General features: G+C 65.3%; 15 protein-coding genes. 11 read left to right on the top strand and 4 right to left on the bottom strand.

Translation table 11 applies throughout. The annotated features are described in order from the left end of the window. Positions 1-27: 27 nt before the first annotated feature. The gene (locus A9O65_RS00230) at positions 28-2,202 is read right to left on the bottom strand and encodes a tRNA(Met) cytidine acetyltransferase TmcA (protein WP_064701034.1); all 2,175 of its coding nucleotides are present in this window, start codon (positions 2,200-2,202) and stop codon (positions 28-30) included. A 318-nt stretch (positions 2,203-2,520) separates the two neighbouring features. Here A9O65_RS00230 and dctP point away from each other — a divergent pair, with 318 nt between their 5' ends. The 4 genes from dctP to A9O65_RS00210 all read left to right on the top strand — a co-directional run bounded on the left by dctP (position 2,521) and on the right by A9O65_RS00210 (position 7,335). Continuing rightward, entirely contained in the window at positions 2,521-3,624 is a 1,104-nt protein-coding gene (dctP, locus tag A9O65_RS00225; protein ID WP_064699044.1) for a TRAP transporter substrate-binding protein DctP, read from the top strand. Positions 3,625-3,721: 97 nt separating this feature from the next. Then, positions 3,722-4,225, top strand: coding sequence for a TRAP transporter small permease subunit (locus A9O65_RS00220; protein WP_064699045.1), 504 nt, complete (start codon positions 3,722-3,724; stop codon positions 4,223-4,225). After that, the gene (locus A9O65_RS00215; RefSeq protein ID WP_064699046.1) at positions 4,222-5,550 is read left to right on the top strand and encodes a TRAP transporter large permease; all 1,329 of its coding nucleotides are present in this window, start codon (positions 4,222-4,224) and stop codon (positions 5,548-5,550) included. The genes A9O65_RS00220 and A9O65_RS00215 overlap by 4 nt, the downstream gene beginning before the upstream one ends. 165 nt (positions 5,551-5,715) lie before the next feature. Continuing rightward, positions 5,716-7,335, top strand: a complete 1,620-nt coding sequence (locus tag A9O65_RS00210) for an ABC transporter permease (RefSeq protein WP_175473463.1) — start codon at positions 5,716-5,718, stop codon at positions 7,333-7,335. On the opposite strand, the gene A9O65_RS00205 is transcribed toward A9O65_RS00210, so the two are convergent. Next, positions 7,282-8,406, bottom strand: coding sequence for an ABC transporter ATP-binding protein (locus tag A9O65_RS00205; protein ID WP_064699088.1), 1,125 nt, complete (start codon positions 8,404-8,406; stop codon positions 7,282-7,284). The two genes, A9O65_RS00210 and A9O65_RS00205, sit on opposite strands and share 54 nt — an antisense overlap. Before the next feature lie 211 nt (positions 8,407-8,617). On the opposite strand from A9O65_RS00205, the gene A9O65_RS00200 reads away from it, so the two are divergent. After that, a complete protein-coding gene (locus A9O65_RS00200; protein ID WP_064699048.1) occupies positions 8,618-9,646 on the top strand; it encodes a Fe(3+) ABC transporter substrate-binding protein in 1,029 nt (342 codons plus the stop codon). Between the two features lie 85 nt (positions 9,647-9,731). Here the strand turns inward: A9O65_RS00200 and A9O65_RS00195 are convergent, their stop codons facing one another. Next, positions 9,732-10,430, bottom strand: a complete 699-nt coding sequence (locus A9O65_RS00195) for an ArsR/SmtB family transcription factor (RefSeq protein WP_064701032.1) — start codon at positions 10,428-10,430, stop codon at positions 9,732-9,734. Between the two features lie 122 nt (positions 10,431-10,552). On the opposite strand from A9O65_RS00195, the gene A9O65_RS00190 reads away from it, so the two are divergent. Both A9O65_RS00190 and A9O65_RS00185 read left to right on the top strand, forming a co-directional pair. Continuing rightward, entirely contained in the window at positions 10,553-11,665 is a 1,113-nt protein-coding gene (locus A9O65_RS00190; RefSeq protein ID WP_064701031.1) for a cytochrome P450, read from the top strand. Then, on the top strand, positions 11,662-12,012 hold the full coding sequence (locus tag A9O65_RS00185) for an antibiotic biosynthesis monooxygenase family protein (RefSeq protein ID WP_064699051.1): 351 nt from the start codon (positions 11,662-11,664) through the stop codon (positions 12,010-12,012). Before A9O65_RS00190 ends, A9O65_RS00185 begins: the two co-directional genes overlap by 4 nt. A gap of 1 nt (position 12,013) precedes the next feature. Here the strand turns inward: A9O65_RS00185 and polA are convergent, their stop codons facing one another. Beyond that, entirely contained in the window at positions 12,014-14,779 is a 2,766-nt protein-coding gene (gene polA / locus A9O65_RS00180; protein WP_064701030.1) for a DNA polymerase I, read from the bottom strand. 159 nt (positions 14,780-14,938) lie between these two features. Between polA and A9O65_RS00175 the strand changes: the two genes are divergently transcribed. From A9O65_RS00175 to A9O65_RS00160, 4 genes are all read left to right on the top strand, one after another. Further along, on the top strand, positions 14,939-15,232 hold the full coding sequence (locus A9O65_RS00175; protein ID WP_064701029.1) for a DUF2782 domain-containing protein: 294 nt from the start codon (positions 14,939-14,941) through the stop codon (positions 15,230-15,232). A 92-nt stretch (positions 15,233-15,324) separates the two neighbouring features. After that, the gene (locus A9O65_RS00170) at positions 15,325-16,284 is read left to right on the top strand and encodes a homoserine kinase (RefSeq protein ID WP_064699054.1); all 960 of its coding nucleotides are present in this window, start codon (positions 15,325-15,327) and stop codon (positions 16,282-16,284) included. Positions 16,285-16,292: 8 nt separating this feature from the next. Next, entirely contained in the window at positions 16,293-18,206 is a 1,914-nt protein-coding gene (gene speA / locus A9O65_RS00165; RefSeq protein WP_064699055.1) for a biosynthetic arginine decarboxylase, read from the top strand. Positions 18,207-18,525: 319 nt separating this feature from the next. Then, positions 18,526-20,868 carry a glucose/quinate/shikimate family membrane-bound PQQ-dependent dehydrogenase gene (locus tag A9O65_RS00160; protein ID WP_064699056.1) on the top strand — a complete coding sequence of 781 codons (2,343 nt, stop codon included), beginning with the start codon at positions 18,526-18,528 and terminating at the stop codon, positions 20,866-20,868. The last annotated feature ends 73 nt before the right edge of the window (positions 20,869-20,941 follow it).

Genomic DNA, 20,941 nt, shown 5'->3' with positions numbered 1-20,941 from the left:
TTCTGTATCGTGATTGACTCGGAGACTCTACCGGCCGTCCTCACCCTTGGGAAGACTGGCGGCATCGAGCCATCTGGCGATGCCCTGCCGCCGCCAGCCATCGACCTGCCGAGCGCCGCTGAGCGACAGCCGTCGAGCGAGCCACTCGTCGGAACGCCCCTGGAAGGCCCAGGCGGCCAGCATGGCCAGCGCGTCATCGCCCTGGCCATGGGGAGCGACGAAGCCGATCAGTGCCTGCACGGCCGGCCTCACCATGGCCGGATCGCGATGCCCATGGGCCACATCCTCGAGGTCGCGAAGGTCCTCCGCCGACAGCGGCCCGGCGGGACATTCGCCGAGCAGGGCCAGCGCCACCAGCGGCTCGAGCTCGGCCAGCTCGAAAGCCAGCAGGGCAGGAAGCTGACGATGGAAGCGATGCATCAGGCGTGTCGCCAGCGCCTCGCCCTTGGCGCTGATCGGCTGCACCACCATCAGGGCGTGCTCGCCCGTGGAGGTCTCGCGGGTCAGGCCGAGGCGTACCACTCTAAACCCCTGACCCTGCCAGAAGGCCAGCAGGCCGGGTTCGGCGCCGAAGCTCGCACCGAGCAGGTCGATGCCATCCGACTCGGCATCGCGCCGTTCGGCCGCCAGCAACTGCGCTCCCATGCCCTGGCGGCGGCATGGCGACACCACGGCAATACGCAGGACACGGCGCAATCGGGCCATCAGCGCCTCGCGCTCGCCGGCATGGGCTGCCAGTGACTGGGCCAGCAGATGTCCACGAGGTCGCCGCTCGCCACGCGCCACTCGCTCTGCCAATACCGGTTCGAAGCCTCCTTCGTCGCTGGTGACCGCGACGGCCGCGACCCCGCCACCGCCCGACAGGCTGGCAATACGGCCTCCCGGCGCATCCAGCAAGCGCCTCAGGTCGCCAGGCGTGGTGCGGTAGTGAGCCTGCACCAGCAGACCGAAGATGGCACGCAGACGCGGCTCGTCGAGGGCCAGGTCTCGGCGATCCTCGCGCTGCCAGTGCACGCCCGCCTCCGGTTGGTCGACATCCGGTTCGGCGTCGAGCATCAGCAGGCACGACGTCAACGCCTCCAGAGGATCGCCCTCGGCCCAGCGCACCGGCGTGGCCAGGTGGCATTCGCGCCAGTCCGGGGCCAAGCGGTCGAGCCTCTCTCGAAAGCGCAGCGCGAAGCCTCTCCCCGCGCCTTCATAGCCATGCACGGTCGTCGCAAAGGCGATTCGCGGGAAGGCCTCGAGCCAGCTCCCCAGGAGTCCGGCAGGTATTGCTGCCGCCTCATCCACCAGCAACCAGCTGCCTGCCCCGCCGGCCTCGCCTCGTTCGATTCGCGCTTGCAGTTCATCCGGGGCCAGGAAGCTCACGTGTCCCTTGTCGGTCGCGAAGCGATTGCCCTGGCGAACGCCCTCGGGGCACAGCGCTGCGAGACGCTCGAAGAGCCCCGCCACTGCAGCCGGACGCGGCGCGGTTACCAGAACGGCGATGCCTCGCGCCAGCAGTCGGGCACAGGCGATGCCCAGAGCGGCCGTCTTGCCGCGCCCCCGGTCGGCGGTCATCACCAGCGGCCGACGTCGCCGTAGACGCTCTAGCCGGGCCACGGCATCGGCCTGGTCCGGGGTAAGGCAGGCAGCGTCGGGCGACGTCGGCGCCTCGCGAGGCTCATCGGTCAATACCGGCACCACCGGCGATGCCGCATCGGTCCACCGCGCGACGCCCGGCGCATCCGCCAGCAAGGTCGACAAGCGCGCCAGATATCGGCACGACAGCTCCTCCAGGGACCAGGGATACTCGGCCAGACGAGCATAGTCGGCATCGGGCCGCGCGCCCCAGTCGGTGGGCGTCAACAGCACCATCAAGCCACCGGCACGCAAGGTGCCGGACAGGGCACCGAATGCCTCGGGATCGAACCCCGCGCCCGGAGAGGCCGCATCGAAGACGATCAGGTCCTGCTCCCCGCCCAGCCGGGTCCGCGCCTTGCTCGCCGGAAGCCATGACGACGCCGCGATGCCGTCTGGCGATTCGGGAGCAACCCAGAGAGGAGCCTGCCATCTTGCATCTCCCCAGAGCCGCCACGCCCGTTCGCGACAACGCCCGGCCTCGCCCTGTAGCCAGACCAGTCCACGCCATCGATGCCGACGAAGGGCCTGACAGAACTCGTCCAGTTCCGGCGGGAAGTGGGGGCTGGGCAAGGGCGACATGCCGATCTCCTGGACAAATCAACTTTGGTCTAATGAATTTCGGGAATTAAACGCTCGACTGCACTTCGGCAACGCAGCACTCGATACGCCAAAACCCCTTCATTCTACTGATATTACGAGACTTTCCATGAATCAATGACATGTGCGGTCGCCACAAAATTGCGTGGAACACGACCATGGTGGACATCGAACACGGCGGAAAAGCCATGCTAGCTTGATGACTGCCGCCGTTACGCTGGTCGGGGATATCACGGGATGGCAACGTTCTTTGCTGCGTCTCTTCTCGACAACCACAACAACCCCATGAGGGAGTCCCACATGATGACACGCTTCGCTCTCACCAGCCTGGCCGCCGGCGTTGCCCTGGCCACGCTGGCGACTCATGTCCAGGCCCAGGAAGAATGGACCATGACCACGACCTGGCCGGACAACCTGGATCTCATCCAGATCGACCGCCACTGGGCAGAACTGGTCAACCAGCTGGCCGGCGACGAGCTGCAGATCAACTTCCGCGCCGGCGGCACCCTGATGCCCGGCACCGAGGTGTTCGACGCCACCGAGACCGGTAGTATCGAGGCCGCCGGTGACTGGCCCGGCTACTGGGCGGGACGCAGCCCGGCCTTCTCGCCGCTGGCTACCACCACCAGCCTGTTCAATGGCGTCGACTACCTGAACTGGATTCAACAATGGGGCGGTTTCGAGCTCTATCAGGAAGTCTACGGCCAGTACAACATGGTCTATCTGCCCTACGGTATCACCAATAACGAATCCGGCTTCCGCGGCGGCACGCCCATCGAGAGCCTCGCCGACCTGGAGGGCAAGCGCCTGCGCCTCTCCGGCCGGGACCAAGGACGCGTGCTGGAAAAGTTGGGCGGCTCCCAGGTCACGCTCGCCGGAGGGGAAATCTATCAAGCCATCGAGCGTGGCGTGGTCGACGGCGCCGAGTTCTCCACCCCCGGCGTGGATTACAAGGCCGGTTTCAACGAGGTTGCCGATTACTGGCTGACGCCGGGCTGGCACCAGTCCGCCAGCGTGTTCGGCGTGATGATCAACCAGGATGCCTGGGACGCGCTCTCCGAGGAGACCCAGGAAAAGCTCAAGATCGCCGCGGACGCCACCATGGCCTGGTCGCTGGCCTGGTCCGAGCGTCAGTCGACCGAAGGCACGGTGAAGTTCCTCGAGGACGGCACCACCATCAACCAGCTCTCCGAAGAGGACCTCGCCGAGATCCAGGACATCACCAACGAGGTGATCGTGCAGGGCGCCTGCGAGGATCCGATGCACGCCAAGATCTATCATTCCATGATCAGCTACATGGAGCATTACGCTAACTGGCGCGACATCTCGGCGCCCTACAACATGAGCCGAGTCACCGACAACCTGCCCTCCCTGGAGGAAATCGAGGCCTGCATGGAGCAGTGAAACGGAGCGGCTGGGCCCTTCGGGGCCCGCCCTGCCGTGACGACGGCGCTCCCTGCGCCTGGCCACGCCGATATCGTCTGACGCCGAGATCATCATCATGAATGCCATTGCCAGGACCATCGATGCCCTCAATGAGGGATTCGGACGCCTGATTGCCCCTTTGCTCGCCGTGATCACCCTGATCGTGATCTACGACATTGCCATGCGTTTTCTCATCGGGCGCCCCAGCGACTGGGCCTTCGATGTCACCAAGATGCTGTTCGGCGCCCACTTCATGCTGATGGCCGCCTATGGACTGCGCCACCACGCCCATGTGGAAGTGGACGTGCTGAAGCGCCTGCTGTCACGACGCAAGCAGGCGGGACTCGAGATCCTGGGTTACCTGCTCTTTTTCGTTCCCTTCATCGGGATGTTGCTCAGCCTGGGCTGGGATTTCTTCCTGCGCTCCTTCAGCCGCGGCGAAACCACCTACGGCATGGTGTCCATCCCCGTCTATCCGGTGAAGGCCGTCATTGTCGTCACCGCCGTCCTGCTGTTGCTCCAGGCCATCGCCGTGGTGATCCGAGCCATCCAGGAAGTGCGCAGGGAGGAAACCGCATGAGCGCCGAGATGCTCACCTTGTTCATGTTCGGCGGCCTGCTGGTCGGCCTGTTCATGGGCCACCCGCTGGCCTTTGTCCTGGGCGGCGTCGCTGTACTCGGAGCCTGGCTGGGGCCAGGGGCCAATACCCTGGGTATTCTGATCAACAACATCTATGGCAACGCCATGGACAACTACGTCCTGGTGGCCATCCCCCTCTTCGTGCTGATGGCACGCTTTCTCAACGACTCGGGCGTCACCGAGAAGATGTTCGAGTCGATGCGCCTGCTGCTCGCCAACCTGCGCGGCGGCCTGGCGCTCACCGTGGTCATCGTCTCGGTGCTGCTCGCCGCCACCACCGGCATCGTCGGCGCCTCCATCGCCGTGATGGGCATGATCGCCCTGGTGCCAATGCTCAAGTACTCCTACAACAAGGAACTCAGTACCGGAGTGATCATGGCCAGCGGCTGCCTGGGCATTCTGATCCCGCCGAGCATCATGCTGATTCTGATGGCCAGCTACTCGCCGGTCTCGGTGGGCGCACTGTTCGCCGGCGCCCTGGTGCCCGGGGTCATGCTAGGCGTGCTCTATGCCCTCTACGTATTGATCATCTGCCATGTGAAGCCATCCTACGGCCCACCGGTCCCCGCCGAGGAACGCGCCGATGTCTCCACCGGTGAACTGCTGGGCATGCTCGGCCGGTACGTGCTGCCCCCCATGACATTGATCCTCGGCGTCCTGGGGTCACTGTTCACCGGCATCGCCACTGCCACCGAGGCCTCGGCCATCGGCGTGGCCATCGCGTTCGTACTTTTCCTGATCTTCGGCGACCGCAAGCTCTCAACCTGCTATCGCACCCTGATCGAAGCCAGCAAGACCACCACCATGGTGATGCTGGTGCTGGTTGGCGCTACCGCCTTCACCGGCGTATTCTCGATCGGTGGCGGCATGGAGGTCATCAGCGAGGTCGTCATGGCCATGCCCGGCGGCACCACCGGCGCATTGATCCTGATGCTCTTTCTGGTCTTCGTGCTTGGCATGTTCCTGGACTGGACCGGCATCGTGCTGCTCAGCTTCCCGATCATGCTGCCCATCGTGGAGCAGATGGGCATCGACGTGCTGTGGTTCGTGGTGATGGTGGCCGTGGTGCTGCAGACCTCTTTTCTGACACCGCCGTTCGGCTATGCACTCTTCTACCTCAAGGGCGTGGCGCCCCAGGGGGTCGAGATCGTCGATCTCTACCGAGCCGTGATTCCATTCTGCGCGCTGATCGTGCTGGCCTGTGTGCTGATGGCCATCTTTCCCACTCTGGTGACCGGTCTGCCGACCTTGCTGCTCGGTCACTGAACGATCTCGCAGCCCGCCATGCCAGCGGGCTGCGACGCCTGATATGCTGGCACTGTCCGCCGCTTCGTCTGCCTCCGGGAGACCTCCCGCTTGTCCCGCACCCGTCTTTCACGCTCCGTACCGACGGCCCTCCGATCGAGGCTACGACTCGATGCCTGGAATCTGCTGACCCTGGGGATCGCCGCCATCGTGGCGCTGCCGGTCCTGGTGGTGCTCGCCCATATCGTCATGCCCACCGATGGCGTCTGGCAGCACCTGGCCAGCACCGTACTGGGTCGCTATCTCGCCAACACTCTCTTACTGGTGATCATGGTGGGCCTGGGAACCTTCATCATCGGCACCGGCACGGCCTGGCTGATCGTGATGTGTCGTTTCCCGGGACGCCGTCTGTTCGAATGGGCCCTGTTGCTGCCGCTGGCGGTGCCGACCTATGTGATCGCCTACGCCTATACCGACTTCCTGCAGTATGCCGGTCCGGTACAGGGCTGGCTGAGGGCGACCTTCGAGTGGGGGCGAGACGATTATGTCTTCCCGGACATCCGTTCCTTGGGCGGAGCCGCCACCCTGATCACCCTGGTGCTCTATCCCTACGTCTACATGCTGACCCGGACGGCCTTCCTCGAACAGTCGGTGTGCGTACTGGATGTGGGGCGCACCCTGGGATGCGGCCCGTGGCGGCTGTTCGGCAGCGTGGCCGTGCCCCTGGCGCGTCCGGCGATCGTCGGCGGCGTCTCGCTGGCGTTGATGGAAACCCTCAACGAGTTCGGCGCGGTGCAATATTTCGGCGTCGACACGTTCACCACCGGCATCTACCGCACCTGGTTTGGCATGGGCGAGCAGGTCGCGGCCGCCCAGTTAGCGGCCTGTCTGCTGACCTTCGTGATAGGCCTGGTACTGCTGGAGCGCGTCTCGCGCGGCAGACGCCGTTATTTCCACACCACGGGCCGCTACCGGCGCCTGCCGGAGTTTCCGCTTGCCGGTTGGCGAGCCGCAGCGGCCTGCCTGGCCTGCCTGACGCCGGTACTGGTGGGCTTTCTCATCCCCGGCGGATTGCTGCTCTACCTTGCCCTGACCGGTGGCGACAACCTGTTCGGCCCCGCCTTTCTCGAGTTCGCCGGCAACAGTCTGGTACTTGCCGCCCTGGCCGCCCTGGTCGCCGTGGCCCTGGCACTCCTGTTGAGCTATGGCGCTCGCCTGCACCCGGGGCCGACGACCCGTACCGCCACCCGCATCGCCGCCATGGGCTACGCCGTGCCCGGCTCGGTGGTGGCGGTGGGCATCCTGATTCCCTTCGCCTGGCTGGATGACCAGATCAATGGCTGGCTACGCACACACTTTGGCGTTATCGCCGGCCTGATCTTCAGCGGCTCGGCCTTCATTCTGATCTATGCCTATGTGGTGCGTTTTCTGGCGGTATCGTTCAATGCCCTGGAAGCCAGCCTCGGCAAGGTCACGCCCAACATGGACGCGGCGGCTCGCACCCTGGGACAGACCGCCGGCGGCACCCTGCGTCGAATCCATACCCCGATCATGCGCAGCAGCCTGTTGGCCGCCGCCATTCTGGTCTTCGTTGACGTGATGAAGGAGTTGCCGGCGACCATCATCCTTCGCCCCTTCGACTTCGACACCCTGGCCGTGCGCGCTCACAACCTGGCCACCGATGAACGGCTCGCCGAGGCCTCCACCGCCTCACTGACGATCGTCGTGGTGGGCATCATGCCCGTGGTGCTGCTAAGCCTCGCCATGCGCGGCGCGCGTCCCGGCGGGAAAGACGAACACCTGTGAAGCATCCAGGCTTATCGCCACAGGCTGCCCCTCCTCGGGCAGAAAGACGCCCGGCACCCGGGCATGCAGGTGCGCCTCCTGCCCATCGGCGCCATGGGCGCAGATATGCAGCAAACTGGCTCGTCCCAGCAGCTTGGCCATGATCACATGGCTATGGGTCGTCGTCGGCGGCTTCGCCAGTGCCTCGACCCGCAACGCCTCGGGACGGATCATCACCCGCGCTCGCTCACCCTCCGCCAGCGCCGGTGCCGCCACTTCGCCCACCGGCGTGGCCACGCGCCCTCCGCGGACCTCGCCGGTCAGCTCGTTGACCGTATCGAAGAAGGTCACCACGAACGGGTCGACCGGCTCGCAATAGAGTTCCCGGGGCGTGCCCATCTGTACGACATGGCCTTCACGCATCAGGGCGATGCGATCGGCCATGAACATCGCCTCCTCCGGGTCGTGGGTCACCAGCAGGGCGCCCGCTCCCAGTTTCTTGAGGACGTGCAGGGTATCGTCGCGAATGCGGTCGCGCAGTCGCGCATCGAGGCTCGAGAACGGCTCGTCGAGCAGCATCAAGCCGGGTTCCGGCGCCAGGGCTCGGGCCAGGGCAACGCGTTGCTGCTGCCCGCCCGACAGGGTGTGGGGATAACTGCCGGCGTAGTCCTCCATCCCCAACAGGGCGAGCAGTTCCATGGCACGTGCGCGGCGCTGCCGAGCGGGCAACGACGCCAGCCCAAAGGTGACGTTCTCGAGCACGCTCAGATGGGGAAACAACGCCGACTCCTGGAAGGCCAAGCCGACATTGCGATGCTCCGGCGGCACATGCGGCTGCCCCAGGGGCCGCCCATTGATCTCGACATGCCCCCGTTGGAGAACCTCGAGACCGGCAACGATGCGCAATAGCGTCGTCTTGCCGCACCCCGAAGGCCCCAGCAGGCAGACGACCTCGCCCTGGCGTACCGTCAGATTGATCCCCGCCACCGCCGTGTGGCGGCCATAGGCGTGATGGATGTCCTGCATGCTCAGGACGATGGGCGCCTCCGAGGCGAACGGCTCGGCGGCATTCTGAAAGGGAGCCTGGTGCATGGCAGTCGCCGACAGCAAAGTTCGAGCGTCATGGTAACGCGAAAGCATCTTCGACACGTTGCGATTTTCAACGCTGCAGCCCTCAACGCCTGCGTCAACGTTCTGCGCACCCCGAGGTTGACGCCCTCGCCGGCAGGCGCTTCAATGCTTGACAGGAAATGCAACGCATTAACATCAACAAATCATTTCCAACACGCCTGAGAGGTTACGCATGTTCCATTCCCAGCGACTCGTCATACCGCTTGCCGCCCTGCTGACCGGCGCGGCCTTCACCACCGGCGCCGCCGCCGATGAGCTCAACATCTATTCGGCGCGGCACTACGACTCCGACCAGGCGCTCTACGACGCCTTCACCGAAGAAACGGGCATCGAAGTCAACGTTCTCGAGGGCGATTCCGACCAGCTCATCCAGCGCATTCTCCGCGAAGGCGAAGCCAGCCCTGCCGACGTGATGATGACCGTCGATGCCGGCCGCCTGTGGCGCGCTGAACAGGAAGGCATCTTCGCCAGCATCGAGTCCGAAACGCTGGCCGAGCGACTGCCCGACGCCATGCGCCACCCGGAAGGCAAGTGGTTCGGTTTCAGTCAGCGCGTCCGCGCCATCTTCTACAACCCCGACAACGTCGACGCCGACGAACTCACCCGCTACGAGAACCTGGCCGATCCGCGCTTCGAGGGCCAGGTGTGCATTCGCTCCTCGAACAACATCTACAACCAGTCTCTGCTCGCCTCGCTGATCGCCCATCACGGCGCCGAGGAAGCCGAAGCCTGGGCACAGGGCGTGGTCGACAACATGGCTCGCGACCCCGAAGGCGGTGACACCGACCAGATCAAGGGTGTCGCCAGCGGCCAGTGCGATATCGCCGTGGCCAACCATTACTACTACGTTCGCCTGCTGAAATCGGATAACGACGCCGACCGGGAAGCCGCCGAGAAGGTCGAGATCCTGTTCCCCAATCAGGATGACCGTGGTGCGCACGTCAATGTTGGCGGCGCCGGCGTCGTGGAAAACGCGCCAAACCGGGACAATGCCATTCGCTTCCTGGAGTTCCTCGCCTCCGACGAGGCCCAGCAGGCCTTCGCCGCGGGCAATTACGAATTCCCGGTCGTCGAAGGTGCCGAAAAGAGCGATGTGCTGGAATCCTGGGGAGATTTCAAGAAGGACCAGCTCAACATCAGCGAACTGGGCGAAAACAACCCCGAGGCCATCAAGATCTTCGACCGCGTCGGCTGGAGATAGGTGGCTCATTCTCGCAATCCCTGCAAGTGACGGCCCGCGACATCGTCGCGGGCCCGCCTTTCCTTCCGGCGCTCACCCCGGCACGCTAGCCAGGTATCTCGATACCGAATCGACGCCCCAGCCCCCGTCGCCCCGCTGACGTCAATGTCAGCGCCCGGCCGTCGAGGTCACGCCGTACCCACTCCCGACCGATGGCCAGTTCCAGCAGAGCCGCTCCCAGGGCTCCCGCCAGGTGCGGACGACGCACGCTCCAGTCCATGCAGGGACGAGCAAAGCGACGTCGGCGAGCCCGCACCGCCGCGACGTCCACGCCCATGGCGCTGAAGGCTCGCGCCCCTTCCTCGGTCAGCCGATAGTCACTCCCCGCATCGGCAGCGGGCACCAGCCAGCCGGCCCCGACACAGGCATCGTGGAGCGTCACCGCCAGCTCGCCGGCCATATGGTCATAGCAGGTCCGAGCGAAGCGCAGGCGCTGCGGCGTGTTCGGCGCGAAGGTCGGCGCCGCTCCTTGCCCGATGACCATCAGCCCCTCAAGGGCCTCGGCGACGCTCGGATCCTCCAGCGCATAGTAACGATGACGCCCTTGAACGTGCCGCCGCAATAAGGCCATTTCGGTGAGACGCGCCAGATGAGTGCTGGCCGTCGGCGGGCCGACCCCGGCGATCACCGCCAGCTCGGTGCTGGTCCGCGCATGGCCGTCCATGAGCGCGCACAGCATGCGGGCCCTCGCCGGCTCGGCGATCGCCGCCGCCACCCGGGACATCGCGAGATCCGTGACTGCCATATTTCGCTCCCGATCGAATCATGACCCGCGACAGGCACCGATACTGGGTCGGTACGCCATGTCAGGCCCCTGACTGAACGACTCTAGCGCCATCATGCCGGACACGCACAAAGGAATGCACGATGCTTACCCTCGATCCCCCAAGCCACCCGAATCCCTATCCTTCCTACGCCAACTTGCGTCAGCACGGTGGCCTTCACTATCTCGAGGCACCGGGTCTCTGGGTCGCCAGCGACGCCGCCACCGTCGCCGAGGCCTTCGAGCAGCCCGCTTGCCACGTGCGACCGCACGAGGAACCAGTCCCCGCCACGATCGCCGATGGCCCCGCCGGCGAACTCTTCGGTCGACTGATGAGAATGAACGAAGGCGAGCCCCACCAGGCTCCCAGGCGGTTCCTGATGCCTTTCCTGAACGCCCTGGATGACGAAGAGATCGCCAGGCTGACGCGGTACCGACTCAGCGCATCGGATGTTCCAGCGCCATCGGACGCCATGTTTCGTGTTCCGGTCATGGTTATCGCCGCCCTGCTCGGATGCCCACCAGAGCACGAAGCTTGGCTGGCCGCGCAAACATCGCGTTTCGTGGCCGGCTTGAATCCGCTCGGCACCAGCGTCCAACGCGAAGCTGCCCACCGGGCCGCTGAAGCATTGATGGCGACAGTATCCCGCTTCGAGACTCTCCCCACGAGAGCCCAGGGCACACTGGCCCCGGACATCCTGGTCGCCAACCTGATCGGGCTGTTGTCGCAGACTCATGACGCCACGGCCGGCTTGATCGGCAATGCCATGCTCGCCCTGCATGCGCGCCCGTCGCTACGCGATGCGCTCGCTCACAGACCCGAAGGCGTGGCCACGATGATCGAAGAGGTCGAGCGCCACGACCCGCCGGTACACAGCACCCAGCGCTTCGTCGCGGCGTCCTGCCAACTGGGGGATACATGGCTGAAGCCCGGCGACACCGTTCTGGTGCTGACCGCCTCCGCCAACCGCGATGCTGCCCTGACTCCGGATGCCGACCACTTCCGCCTCGAGCGTCGCCAGCGCATCAGCTTCTCTTTCGGCGCGGGACGTCACCACTGCCCGGGAAGACGCCTGGCACTGGGCATTGCCACCCATGTCATCACCGGCCTGCTCGAGCGTCGTGAATACGTCAACACCCTTCACCATCAAGGCTACCTGCCATCGCGGCACGGCCGAATCCCCCGCCTCACTTCGACACAGGAGGAACACGCATGATCGCCGTCATCTTCGAAGCCCAGCCGCATCCCAACCAGCGTCAGCGCTACCTGGACATCGCCGCCGAGCTCAAGCCGCTGCTCGAGGACGTGGAGGGATTCATCTCCATCGAACGCTTCCAGAGCCTGGCCGACCCCGATCGCCTGCTGTCGCTGTCCTTCTGGCGCGACGAGCAGGCCGTCGCCGAATGGCGCCGCCTGGAGGCCCACCGCGCGGCCCAGAAAGCGGGCCGCCGTTCGGTATTCGCCGACTATCGGTTGCGCATCGCCCGGATCGAGCGCGACTACGGCTTGCACGACCGCGAGCAAGCACCCCCTGACAGCCGCACAGTCCACGCGGACCGCTGACTCAGTGTGCTTCGTCCCAGTTGGCGCCGCTCTCCGCCTCGACGGTCAGCGACACGTCGAGCTCGGCGGCGCTTTGCATGCGGGCCTTGACCTGTTCAATGAAGGTGTCGACCTCGCTTTCCGCGACCTCGAAGACCAGTTCATCATGAACCTGCATGACCATGATGGCATCGATGTCATCCTCGGCCAGCCAGTCGTCGACATCAATCATGGCACGCTTGATGATGTCCGCGGCCGTGCCCTGCATCGGCGCGTTGATCGCGGTACGCTCGGCGCCCTGGCGCCGATTGCGATTCTGGGAGTGGATCTCCGGCAGATGGAGCCGTCGACCGAAGACGGTTTCCACATAGCCGTCCTCCGCTGCCTGGGCGCGAATGCGCTCCATGTAGCGCGCCACGCCGGGGTAGCGGTCGAAATAGCGATCGATGTAGATCTGCGCCTGGTTGCGCTCGATATGCAGTTGGCGCCCCAGTCCCCAGGCGCTCATCCCGTAGATCAGCCCGAAGTTGATCGCCTTGGCGCTGCGCCGCTGCTCGCCGGAGACCTTGTCGAGCGCCACGCCGAAGACCTCGGCGGCGGTGGCGGCGTGGATGTCGCGGCCCTCGGCGAAGGCATCGAGCAAGCCCTTGTCGCCCGACAGGTGCGCCATGATGCGCAGCTCGATCTGTGAGTAGTCGGCGGCGACGAGCCGGTAGCCCGGTCGGGCCACGAATGCCTGGCGGATGCGTCGGCCCTGCTCGGTGCGAATGGGGATGTTCTGCAGGTTGGGGTCGGACGACGACAGGCGCCCGGTCGCGGTGACCGCCTGGTGGTAACTGGTGTGCAGACGCCCGGTCGAAGGATCGACCAGCTTGGGCAGCTTGTCGGTGTAGGTGGAGCGCAACTTGGAGAAGCCGCGATGCTCCATGATCACCTTGGGCAACGGATAATCCAGCGCCAGCTCCTCGAGCACGGCCTCGGCAGTCGAGGGCGCGCCCTTGGGCGTCTTCTTGATGACCGGAATCTTCTGCTCTTCGAACAGGATCTCGCCCAGTTGCTTGGGTGAACCGAGGTTGAACTCGCGACCAGCCAGTTCATGAGCGCGCTGTTCGAGCTCGCGGATGCGCTCGTCCAGCTCCCGGCTCTGCTCGTGGAGCCGCTCGGGATCCAGCGCGACCCCGTTGCGCTCCATTCGCGACAATACCTGGACCAGCGGTCGTTCTATGTTGTCGAGCACCTCGGCCAGCCGACCCTGCCCGTCGACCCGCGGGCGTAGTTCACGGTGCAGCCGCAAGGTGATATCGACATCCTCGCAGGCATAGGGCGCGGCCTGCTCCAGGGCAACCTGATTGAAAGTGAGCTGCTTGGCGCCCTTGCCGGCGATCTCCTCGAAGCTCACCGTCTTCTCGCCCAGGTACTTCAACGCCAGGGAATCCATGTCGTGGCGGGTGGCCGTGGAATCCAGCACATAGGATTCGAGCATGGTGTCGTGCAGGGCACCGGCCACTTCGTAGCCGTGACGCGCCAGCACCGAGATGTCGTACTTCAGGTTCTGGCCAATCTTGGCCTTGCCGGCATCGGCCCACAAGGGGGCCAGCGCCTCGAGCACGGCCTGGCGATCGAGTTGCTCCGGCGCATCCAGGTAATCGTGCGCCAGCGGAATGTAGGCCGCTTCCCCTGGTTCCAGGGCAAGTCCCACGCCGACGATGTCGGCCTCCATGTAGGAGAGGCTGGTGGTCTCCAGATCGAAGCAGAAGGCCTCGCTGTCCGCAAGACGCGCCAGCCACTCGTCCAGCACCGCCTGCTCGGTGATCACCACATCGCGGCGCGTTCCGCTCCCGCCGGCCTCCTCCGCGTCACTCGCCTCGGGCGTGGCAGTGCCCCCCGCCACGTCATCGACACCCTCGTCATCGCCTTCCAGCAACTCCGCCAGCCAGTTCTTGAACTCCAGTCGGCGATAAAGGGCGAGCAGCGCCTCGCGATCGGGGCGGGCGATATTCAGGTCGTCGAGGCCGACCGGCAGATCGCAGTCCGTCTTGATGGTGGCAAGCTCGTAGGACAGGAAGGCCTGCTCGCGATTCTCCTCGAGCTTCTTCGGCAACGTCTTGGCGCCACGAAACCCCAGCGTCTTGACCTTCTCCAGGTCGGCATAGATGGTTTCCAGCCCCCCTTCCATGCCCTGCAGCAGCCCCAGGGCGGTCTTCTCGCCGACACCGGGCACACCGGGAATGTTGTCGACCTTGTCGCCCATCAGCGCGAGAAAGTCGATGATCAGACACGGCGGTAGGCCGAACTTCTGCTCGACGCCGGCGGTGTCGAGGGTCTCGTCCTTCATGGTGTTGACCAGGGTGATGTGGCCATTGACCAACTGCGCCATGTCCTTGTCGCCGGTGGAGATCACGGCATCGCGCCCGGCCTCGGCGGCATGTCGGGCCAGGGTGCCGATGACGTCGTCGGCTTCCACGCCCTCGACGCACAGCAGCGGCAGGCCGAGCGCCCGCACGCAGTCGTGCAGCGGCTCGACCTGGGCGCGCAGATCGTCCGGCATCGGCGGCCGTTGCGCCTTGTACTCGGCGTAGAGATCATCGCGGAAGGTCTTGCCGGGCGCATCGAAGACCACCGCCATGGGGCTGTCGGGATAATCCTTGAGCAAGCGCTTGAGCATGTTGAGCACACCCTTGACGGCACCGGTGGGCTGGCCACCGGAAGTGGTCAATGGCGGCAGGGCGTGAAAGGCTCGATACAGATAGGAAGAACCGTCGACGAGTACGATGGGGGTGTCGGCCATGAATCGGCATCCATTGATGTCTGAGTAAAATGATGTCCGGGAAGAAAGCGCCATCCTGAGTCCCCATGATACGCATAGCCGCCGATGTTTGCCGGACGGTATGCCTCGACCGGACGACGGCATACACTAGGGGAGATGACTGCAGCCCCGGAGATTGCCATGCTGTCCCTGTTTCGTCCGTTCGCCGCCTTGCTGGTCGGTGGCGGCCTGCTGCTCGCCGGATTGCCGGCCCTGGCCCAGTCCGGCGGTTCGCCCGCCCCCGAGATCACCACCCGCCAGGAAGCGGATCGCACCATTCGCGAGTACCGGGTCGACGGCGTGCTCTATGCCATCGAGATCCAGCCCGCCTCGGGCCCATCCTACTATCTGGTCGACAGGGACGGCGACGGCAACTTCGAGCGCCAGGAGGGCAACGATATCACCGTCCCCGAATGGGTACGGCAGGACGGCTGACCCCTGGTGCGGCACAACCTGCCCCGGTAGTCGTGCATCGACGCGCCAAGCCGCTACAATAGGCGATTTGGCACAGCCCGCGCGAGACACACATGGCCGTATTCACACCGCTTACCGACGCCCAGGTCGCGGCATTCCTGAGCCGCTTCGACGCCGGCTCGCTGGTTGCCGTCGAAGGCGTGCCCGCCGGCACCGAGAACAGCACCTTCTTCGTCACCACCGATCGTCAGGAACTGGTGCTGACCCTCTTCGAGCAAGGCGAGCATGAGGAACTGCCGTTCTTCGTCGAGCTGCTGGACTACCTCGACGAGCACCGTCTACCGGTCCCCGGCCCCCTGCACGATCACGACGGCATCGCCCTGCACAGCCTGGCCGACAAGCCGGCCCTGCTGTTTCCGCGCCTGCCGGGGCAACATCCCCATCATCCCAACCTGGCGCAGTGCCGCGCCCTGGGCGATGCTCTGGGCCACATGCACAAGGTCTCGCAACGCTTCCCCGGACATCGCCCCAACCCGCGCGACCTGCACTGGCTGCTGCCCATGCACCACAAGGTTCTGGCCTATCTCTCGCCCGAGGATCAGGCGCTGATGATGGACGAGGTAGAAATCTACCAGGGCTTCTTCGACGGGCATCCGGAACTGCCCCAGGGCGCGCTCCACGGCGACCTGTTCCGCGACAACACCCTGTTCGACGGCGACCGCCTGGGCGGCATGATCGATTTCTACAATGGGTGCACGGGCGATCTGCTGTTCGACCTGGCCATCGTCATCAACGACTGGGCCTCTCAGGCCGACGGTCGCCTCGACGCCGAACGCTACGCCACCATTCTCGCCGCCTACCAGGCCCAGCGCCCGCTGGAAGCCGCCGAGCGCGATGCCTGGCCGATGATGCTGCGCATGACGGCCCTGCGCTACTGGCTCTCGCGGCTGCTGGTGGTCTACGTCGACCCGCCGGCCCATGACCTGACGCCCCACGATCCCGATCAGTTCCGCACCATCCTCAAACGACGCCTGGAGGAAGGTGCCCTGCCGCTTCCCGAGGTCACGTCTTGAAGGCCTCCATGAGCAGTGCCGCCGGCCCCGCGCATCGCGCCCGGCATACCTGGAACATCGATCAATGGGGCAGCGGTTATTTCGATGTCGATGATGGCGGCCAGGCTCTGGTGCGACCACTCGGCGAAGACGCCGAAGGGCCTGCCCTGCCGCTGACGACACTGGCGACACGGCTTCGCGAGGCGGGGCTGCGCCTGCCGGTGCTGGTACGTTTCACCGATATCCTCCACGACCGCGTCGAGCAGCTCTGTGCCGCCTTCGACGGCGCCATGGCCGAGGAAGACTTCGATGGTGGTTACACGGCCGTCTATCCCATCAAGGTCAATCAGCAGCACCGGGTGGTCGAGGAGATCCTCGCCACCCAGGAGCGTGGTCGCGGCCGCGTCGGTCTGGAGGCCGGCAGCAAGCCCGAGCTGCTGGCGGTTCTCGCGCTCTCCGGCGACGGCCCCTCGTTGATCGTCTGCAACGGCTACAAGGACCGCGAATACATCCGCCTGGCCCTGATGGGCGAACGGCTGGGACATCGCGTCTACCTGGTCGTGGAGAAGCTCTCCGAATTGCCGCTGATCCTCGAGGAGGCCGAGCATCTCGGCGTCGTGCCACGCATCGGACTGCGGGCCCGTCTCGCCTCGGTGGGCAAGGGAAAATGGCAGAATACCGGGGGCGAGAAGTCCAAGTTCGGCCTCACCGCCAGCCAGATCCAGGCTGTGGTCACTCGCCTGACCGAGGCCGACGCCCTGGGAAGCCTGCAGCTCGTGCACTTCCACCTGGGCTCACAGATCGCCAACATTCACGACATCCAGCGCGGCCTGCGTGAATGCGCCCGTTTCTACCAGAACCTGCTGGCGATGGGCGCGCCAGTGGATACCGTGGACGTCGGTGGCGGACTGGGCATCGACTACGAGGGAACTCGCTCGCGCAGCTTCTGCTCGATCAACTACTCGATGCGCGAATATGCCCGCAACGTCGTCTCGGCCTTCTCCCAGGTCTGCGCCAGCGAAGGGCTGCCCCATCCCCACCTGCTCAGCGAATCCGGCAGGGCCCTGACCGCCCATCATGCGGTGTTGATCACCAACGTGATCGGCGAGGAGCGCCCCGATACCCAAGCCCCCGAGACGCGCTGCCACGCCGGCGACCCGCAGGTAGCCGAGCTGTGGCGGGTCCACGACGAACTGCACGCCTTGCATGACCCGCGCGGGCTGGTCGAGGCCTGGCACGACCTGACCCAGGCGCTGGGCGAACTCCAGGACCGCTTCGTCATGGGTCTGGCCGACCTCGGTGCGCGTGCCGAGGGGGAAGGCGTCCATTCCGCTGCCTGTGCTCGCCTGCGCGAGCGGCTGGACCCCCGCAACCGCGCCCATCGCGAGATCCATGACGAGCTGGCCGAAAAGCTGGCCGACAAGCTGTTCGTCAACTTCTCGCTGTTTCAGTCGGTGCCCGATGTCTGGGGAATCGACCAGATATTCCCGGTGCTGCCACTCTCCGGCCTCGACCGTGAGCCCTCGCGCCGCGCGGTGATCCAGGACATCACCTGCGACAGCGACGGCCGCATCGATGGCTATGTCGACGGCCAGGGGGTCGAATCCACGCTGCCGCTGCCGGAATGGCGCGACGACGAGGAGCGCCTGATGGGCTTCTTCCTGGTCGGCGCCTATCAGGAGATCCTCGGCGATCTGCACAACCTGTTCGGCGATACTGACTCAGTGGATGCCTCCCTCGATGCCGATGGCCAGTGGCACTTCGACCACCTGCTGCGCGGCGATCGGGTCGCCGACGTGCTCGGGTACGTCAACTTCGATGCCGATGCCCTGCGCGCACGGCTCGATGAGCAACTCGCCGCCAGCGACCTGAGCGACGACGAGCAGTACCAGTTCCGGCATGACCTCTCCGCCGGTCTGGAAGGGTATACCTACCTGGAATGAACGGTTTTCGACGCATTCGACACTGACATCTCCGGTCCATTAGACCATAGTGATGGTAACGCTGCGTCCGGGACGAGGCGTCACACGGGCCGCCACGGGTGGCCGCCTTTGTTTCACAGGCTAACTATTATAAAATGAAATTAATCAACGACTCCGCAAGCACTGGATAAATCGACGAACGGATTCAAACGCCGAATGATGGCTCGGTACAGTCTGCTCCATTCGGCGGCACGGCGAGCGCAACCGAGATCGGGCTGGCGTGCGAATACCGGCATCGCGACCTTATTCAGGGCTTCTTCCATGGCAAGGAGCTTGGATCATGATCATTCTTTCGCTCATCTTCTGGCTGGTAGGACTGGCCCTGTTGGGAGGTGGCATCTGGCTCATCACCCTCGACGGTAGCTGGTACTACGCACTGGCCGGCATCGTCCTGATCGTGGTCGGGGCCTTGACGCGCTCGCGTCGCCCCACCGCTCAGATGCTATACGCGCTCTTCCTGATCGCGACCGCCGCCTGGTCGCTCTGGGAATCCGGTTACGACTGGTGGCCGCTGGCAACCCGGCTGGGCCTCTTCCTGGTGCTCGCCATCCCGCTGCTGATCCCGGCCAAGGGGGGCAGTCGCGCCGGCCTGGCCCTGCTGCTGCCGGTCTGGGCGATCATCGGTGTGGGCACTCTCGCCAGCCTCAGCGTCGACGCTCACCGTATCGAGGGCGAGCTGAGCCGCGACGTGGTCGCCGAAGAGCCGGCCACCGGGGACACGCCCAAGGAAAGCTGGCACGCCTACGGGCGCAGCAACCTGGGGCAGCGCTATTCACCGCTCGAGCAGATCACTCCGGAGAACGTCGGTGATCTGGAGCTGGCCTGGCAGTACCAGACAGGTGACGTGAAAGGCCCCGAGGACGTTACCGAAACCACCTACGAAGCGACTCCGCTGAAGGTGGGCAATTCTCTGTTCCTGTGCACGCCGCACAACTGGCTGATTGCCCTGGATGCCGATACCGGCGAAGAACAGTGGGTCTATGACGCCAAGGTGCCGGCGGAAAGCTCGCGCCAGCACCAGACCTGCCGTGGCGTCTCCTACCTGCCGCCGAGCTCCGGCGAGGCGGACGACATTGACGTGCAGGTCGCCAGCGGACCGGCCGAGGACCTGGACGCCATGCAGTGCGACGCCCAGCTGTTCCTGCCGACCTCCGATGCCCGCCTGGTCGCGGTCGACCCGGCGACCGGCGCACGCTGCAGCAACTTCGCCGACAACGGCGAACTCGACCTGCTGCACAACATGCCGTTCAAGCAGGCCGGCTTCTACTATTCCACCTCTCCCCCCGTCGTAGCCGACGGCAAGGTCATCGTCGCCGGTTCAGTCAACGACAACTATGCCGTCGAGTCTCCCTCCGGCGTGATTCGCGCCTACGACGCCAAGAGCGGTGAACTGGTATGGAACTGGGACGCCGGCAACCCGGACGAGACCTCACCGATCGCCGAGGGCGAGACCTATACCACCAGCTCCCCGAACAGCTGGTCGATCGCCAGCGCCGACGAAGAGCTGGGCATGGTCTACTTCCCCATGGGCAACCGCACGCCTGACCAACTCGGCATGTACCGCAGCGAGGCCGAGGAGAAGTACGCAAGCTCGGTGGTGGCGCTGAACCTGGAAACCGGCCAGGTGGAGTGGGTCCAGCAGTTCGTGCATCACGACCTGTGGGACATGGACACCCCGGCTCAGCCCAGCCTGCTCGATCTCGATACCGAGCAGGGAACCCAGCCGGCCCTGGTGATCCCCACCAAGCAGGGCGATGTCTATGTGCTGAACCGCGAGACCGGCGAGCCGATCCTGCCGATTTCCGAGCAGCCGGCACCCCAGGGCACCATCGAGGGTGACCATGCCGCCGAGACCCAGCCGATCTCGAGCCTGACCTTCCGGCCGCCGACCCTGCGCGAGGCGGACATGTGGGGGGCCACGCCGCTCGACCAACTGATGTGCCGCATCCAGTTCAAGTCGCTGCGCTACGAGGGCCAGTACACCCCGCCCTCCGAGCAAGGCACCATTGTCTTCCCGGGCAACTTCGGGGTCTTCAACTGGGGGAGCATCGCCGTGGACCCCAAGCGCCAGGTGATGTTCGGCATGCCACTCTACCTGGCCTTCACCTCCACCCTGGTGCCCAAGGAAGGCGCTGACCTGGGCGAGACCAACCAGGGAGAACAGGGCCTGAACGAGAATGCAGGCGCCCCCTATGCGGTCGATATGAAGCCCTTCCTGTCGCCGTTCGGCGTGCCCTGCCAGCAACCGCCCTGGGGCTACGTGGCCGGCACCGATCTGCGCACCGGCGAGATCGTCTGGAAGCACAAGAACGGCACCATCGAAGACATGACGCCGCTGCCGCTGCCGATCAAGATGGGCGTGCCGGGCATCGGTGGACCGATCATCACCGAAAGTGGCGTAGCCTTCCTGGCCGCCAGCGTGGACGACTACCTGCGCGGCTATGACCTCAGCACCGGTGAGCAGCTGTGGGAAGCCCGCCTGCCGGCCGGTGGCCAGGCCACACCGATGACCTACCTCAACAGCCAGGGCGAGCAGATGGTCGTCCAGGTGGCCGGCGGGCACGGCTCGATCGGTACCACCATCGGTGACTACGTGGTGGCCTACAAGCTGAAGCAGGACTAGCCCTGCTGTCCCGGGCTTGCTGAACGCCCGGGGCAAGCCCCACCACGACAAGGCCCCGCCGGGTAACCCGGCG

The organism is Halomonas caseinilytica (assembly GCF_001662305.1).
Lineage (GTDB): Bacteria > Pseudomonadota > Gammaproteobacteria > Pseudomonadales > Halomonadaceae > Halomonas > Halomonas caseinilytica.
Note: the sequence above shows the minus strand (reverse complement) of the source record. Positions and strands in the feature narration are given on the sequence as shown.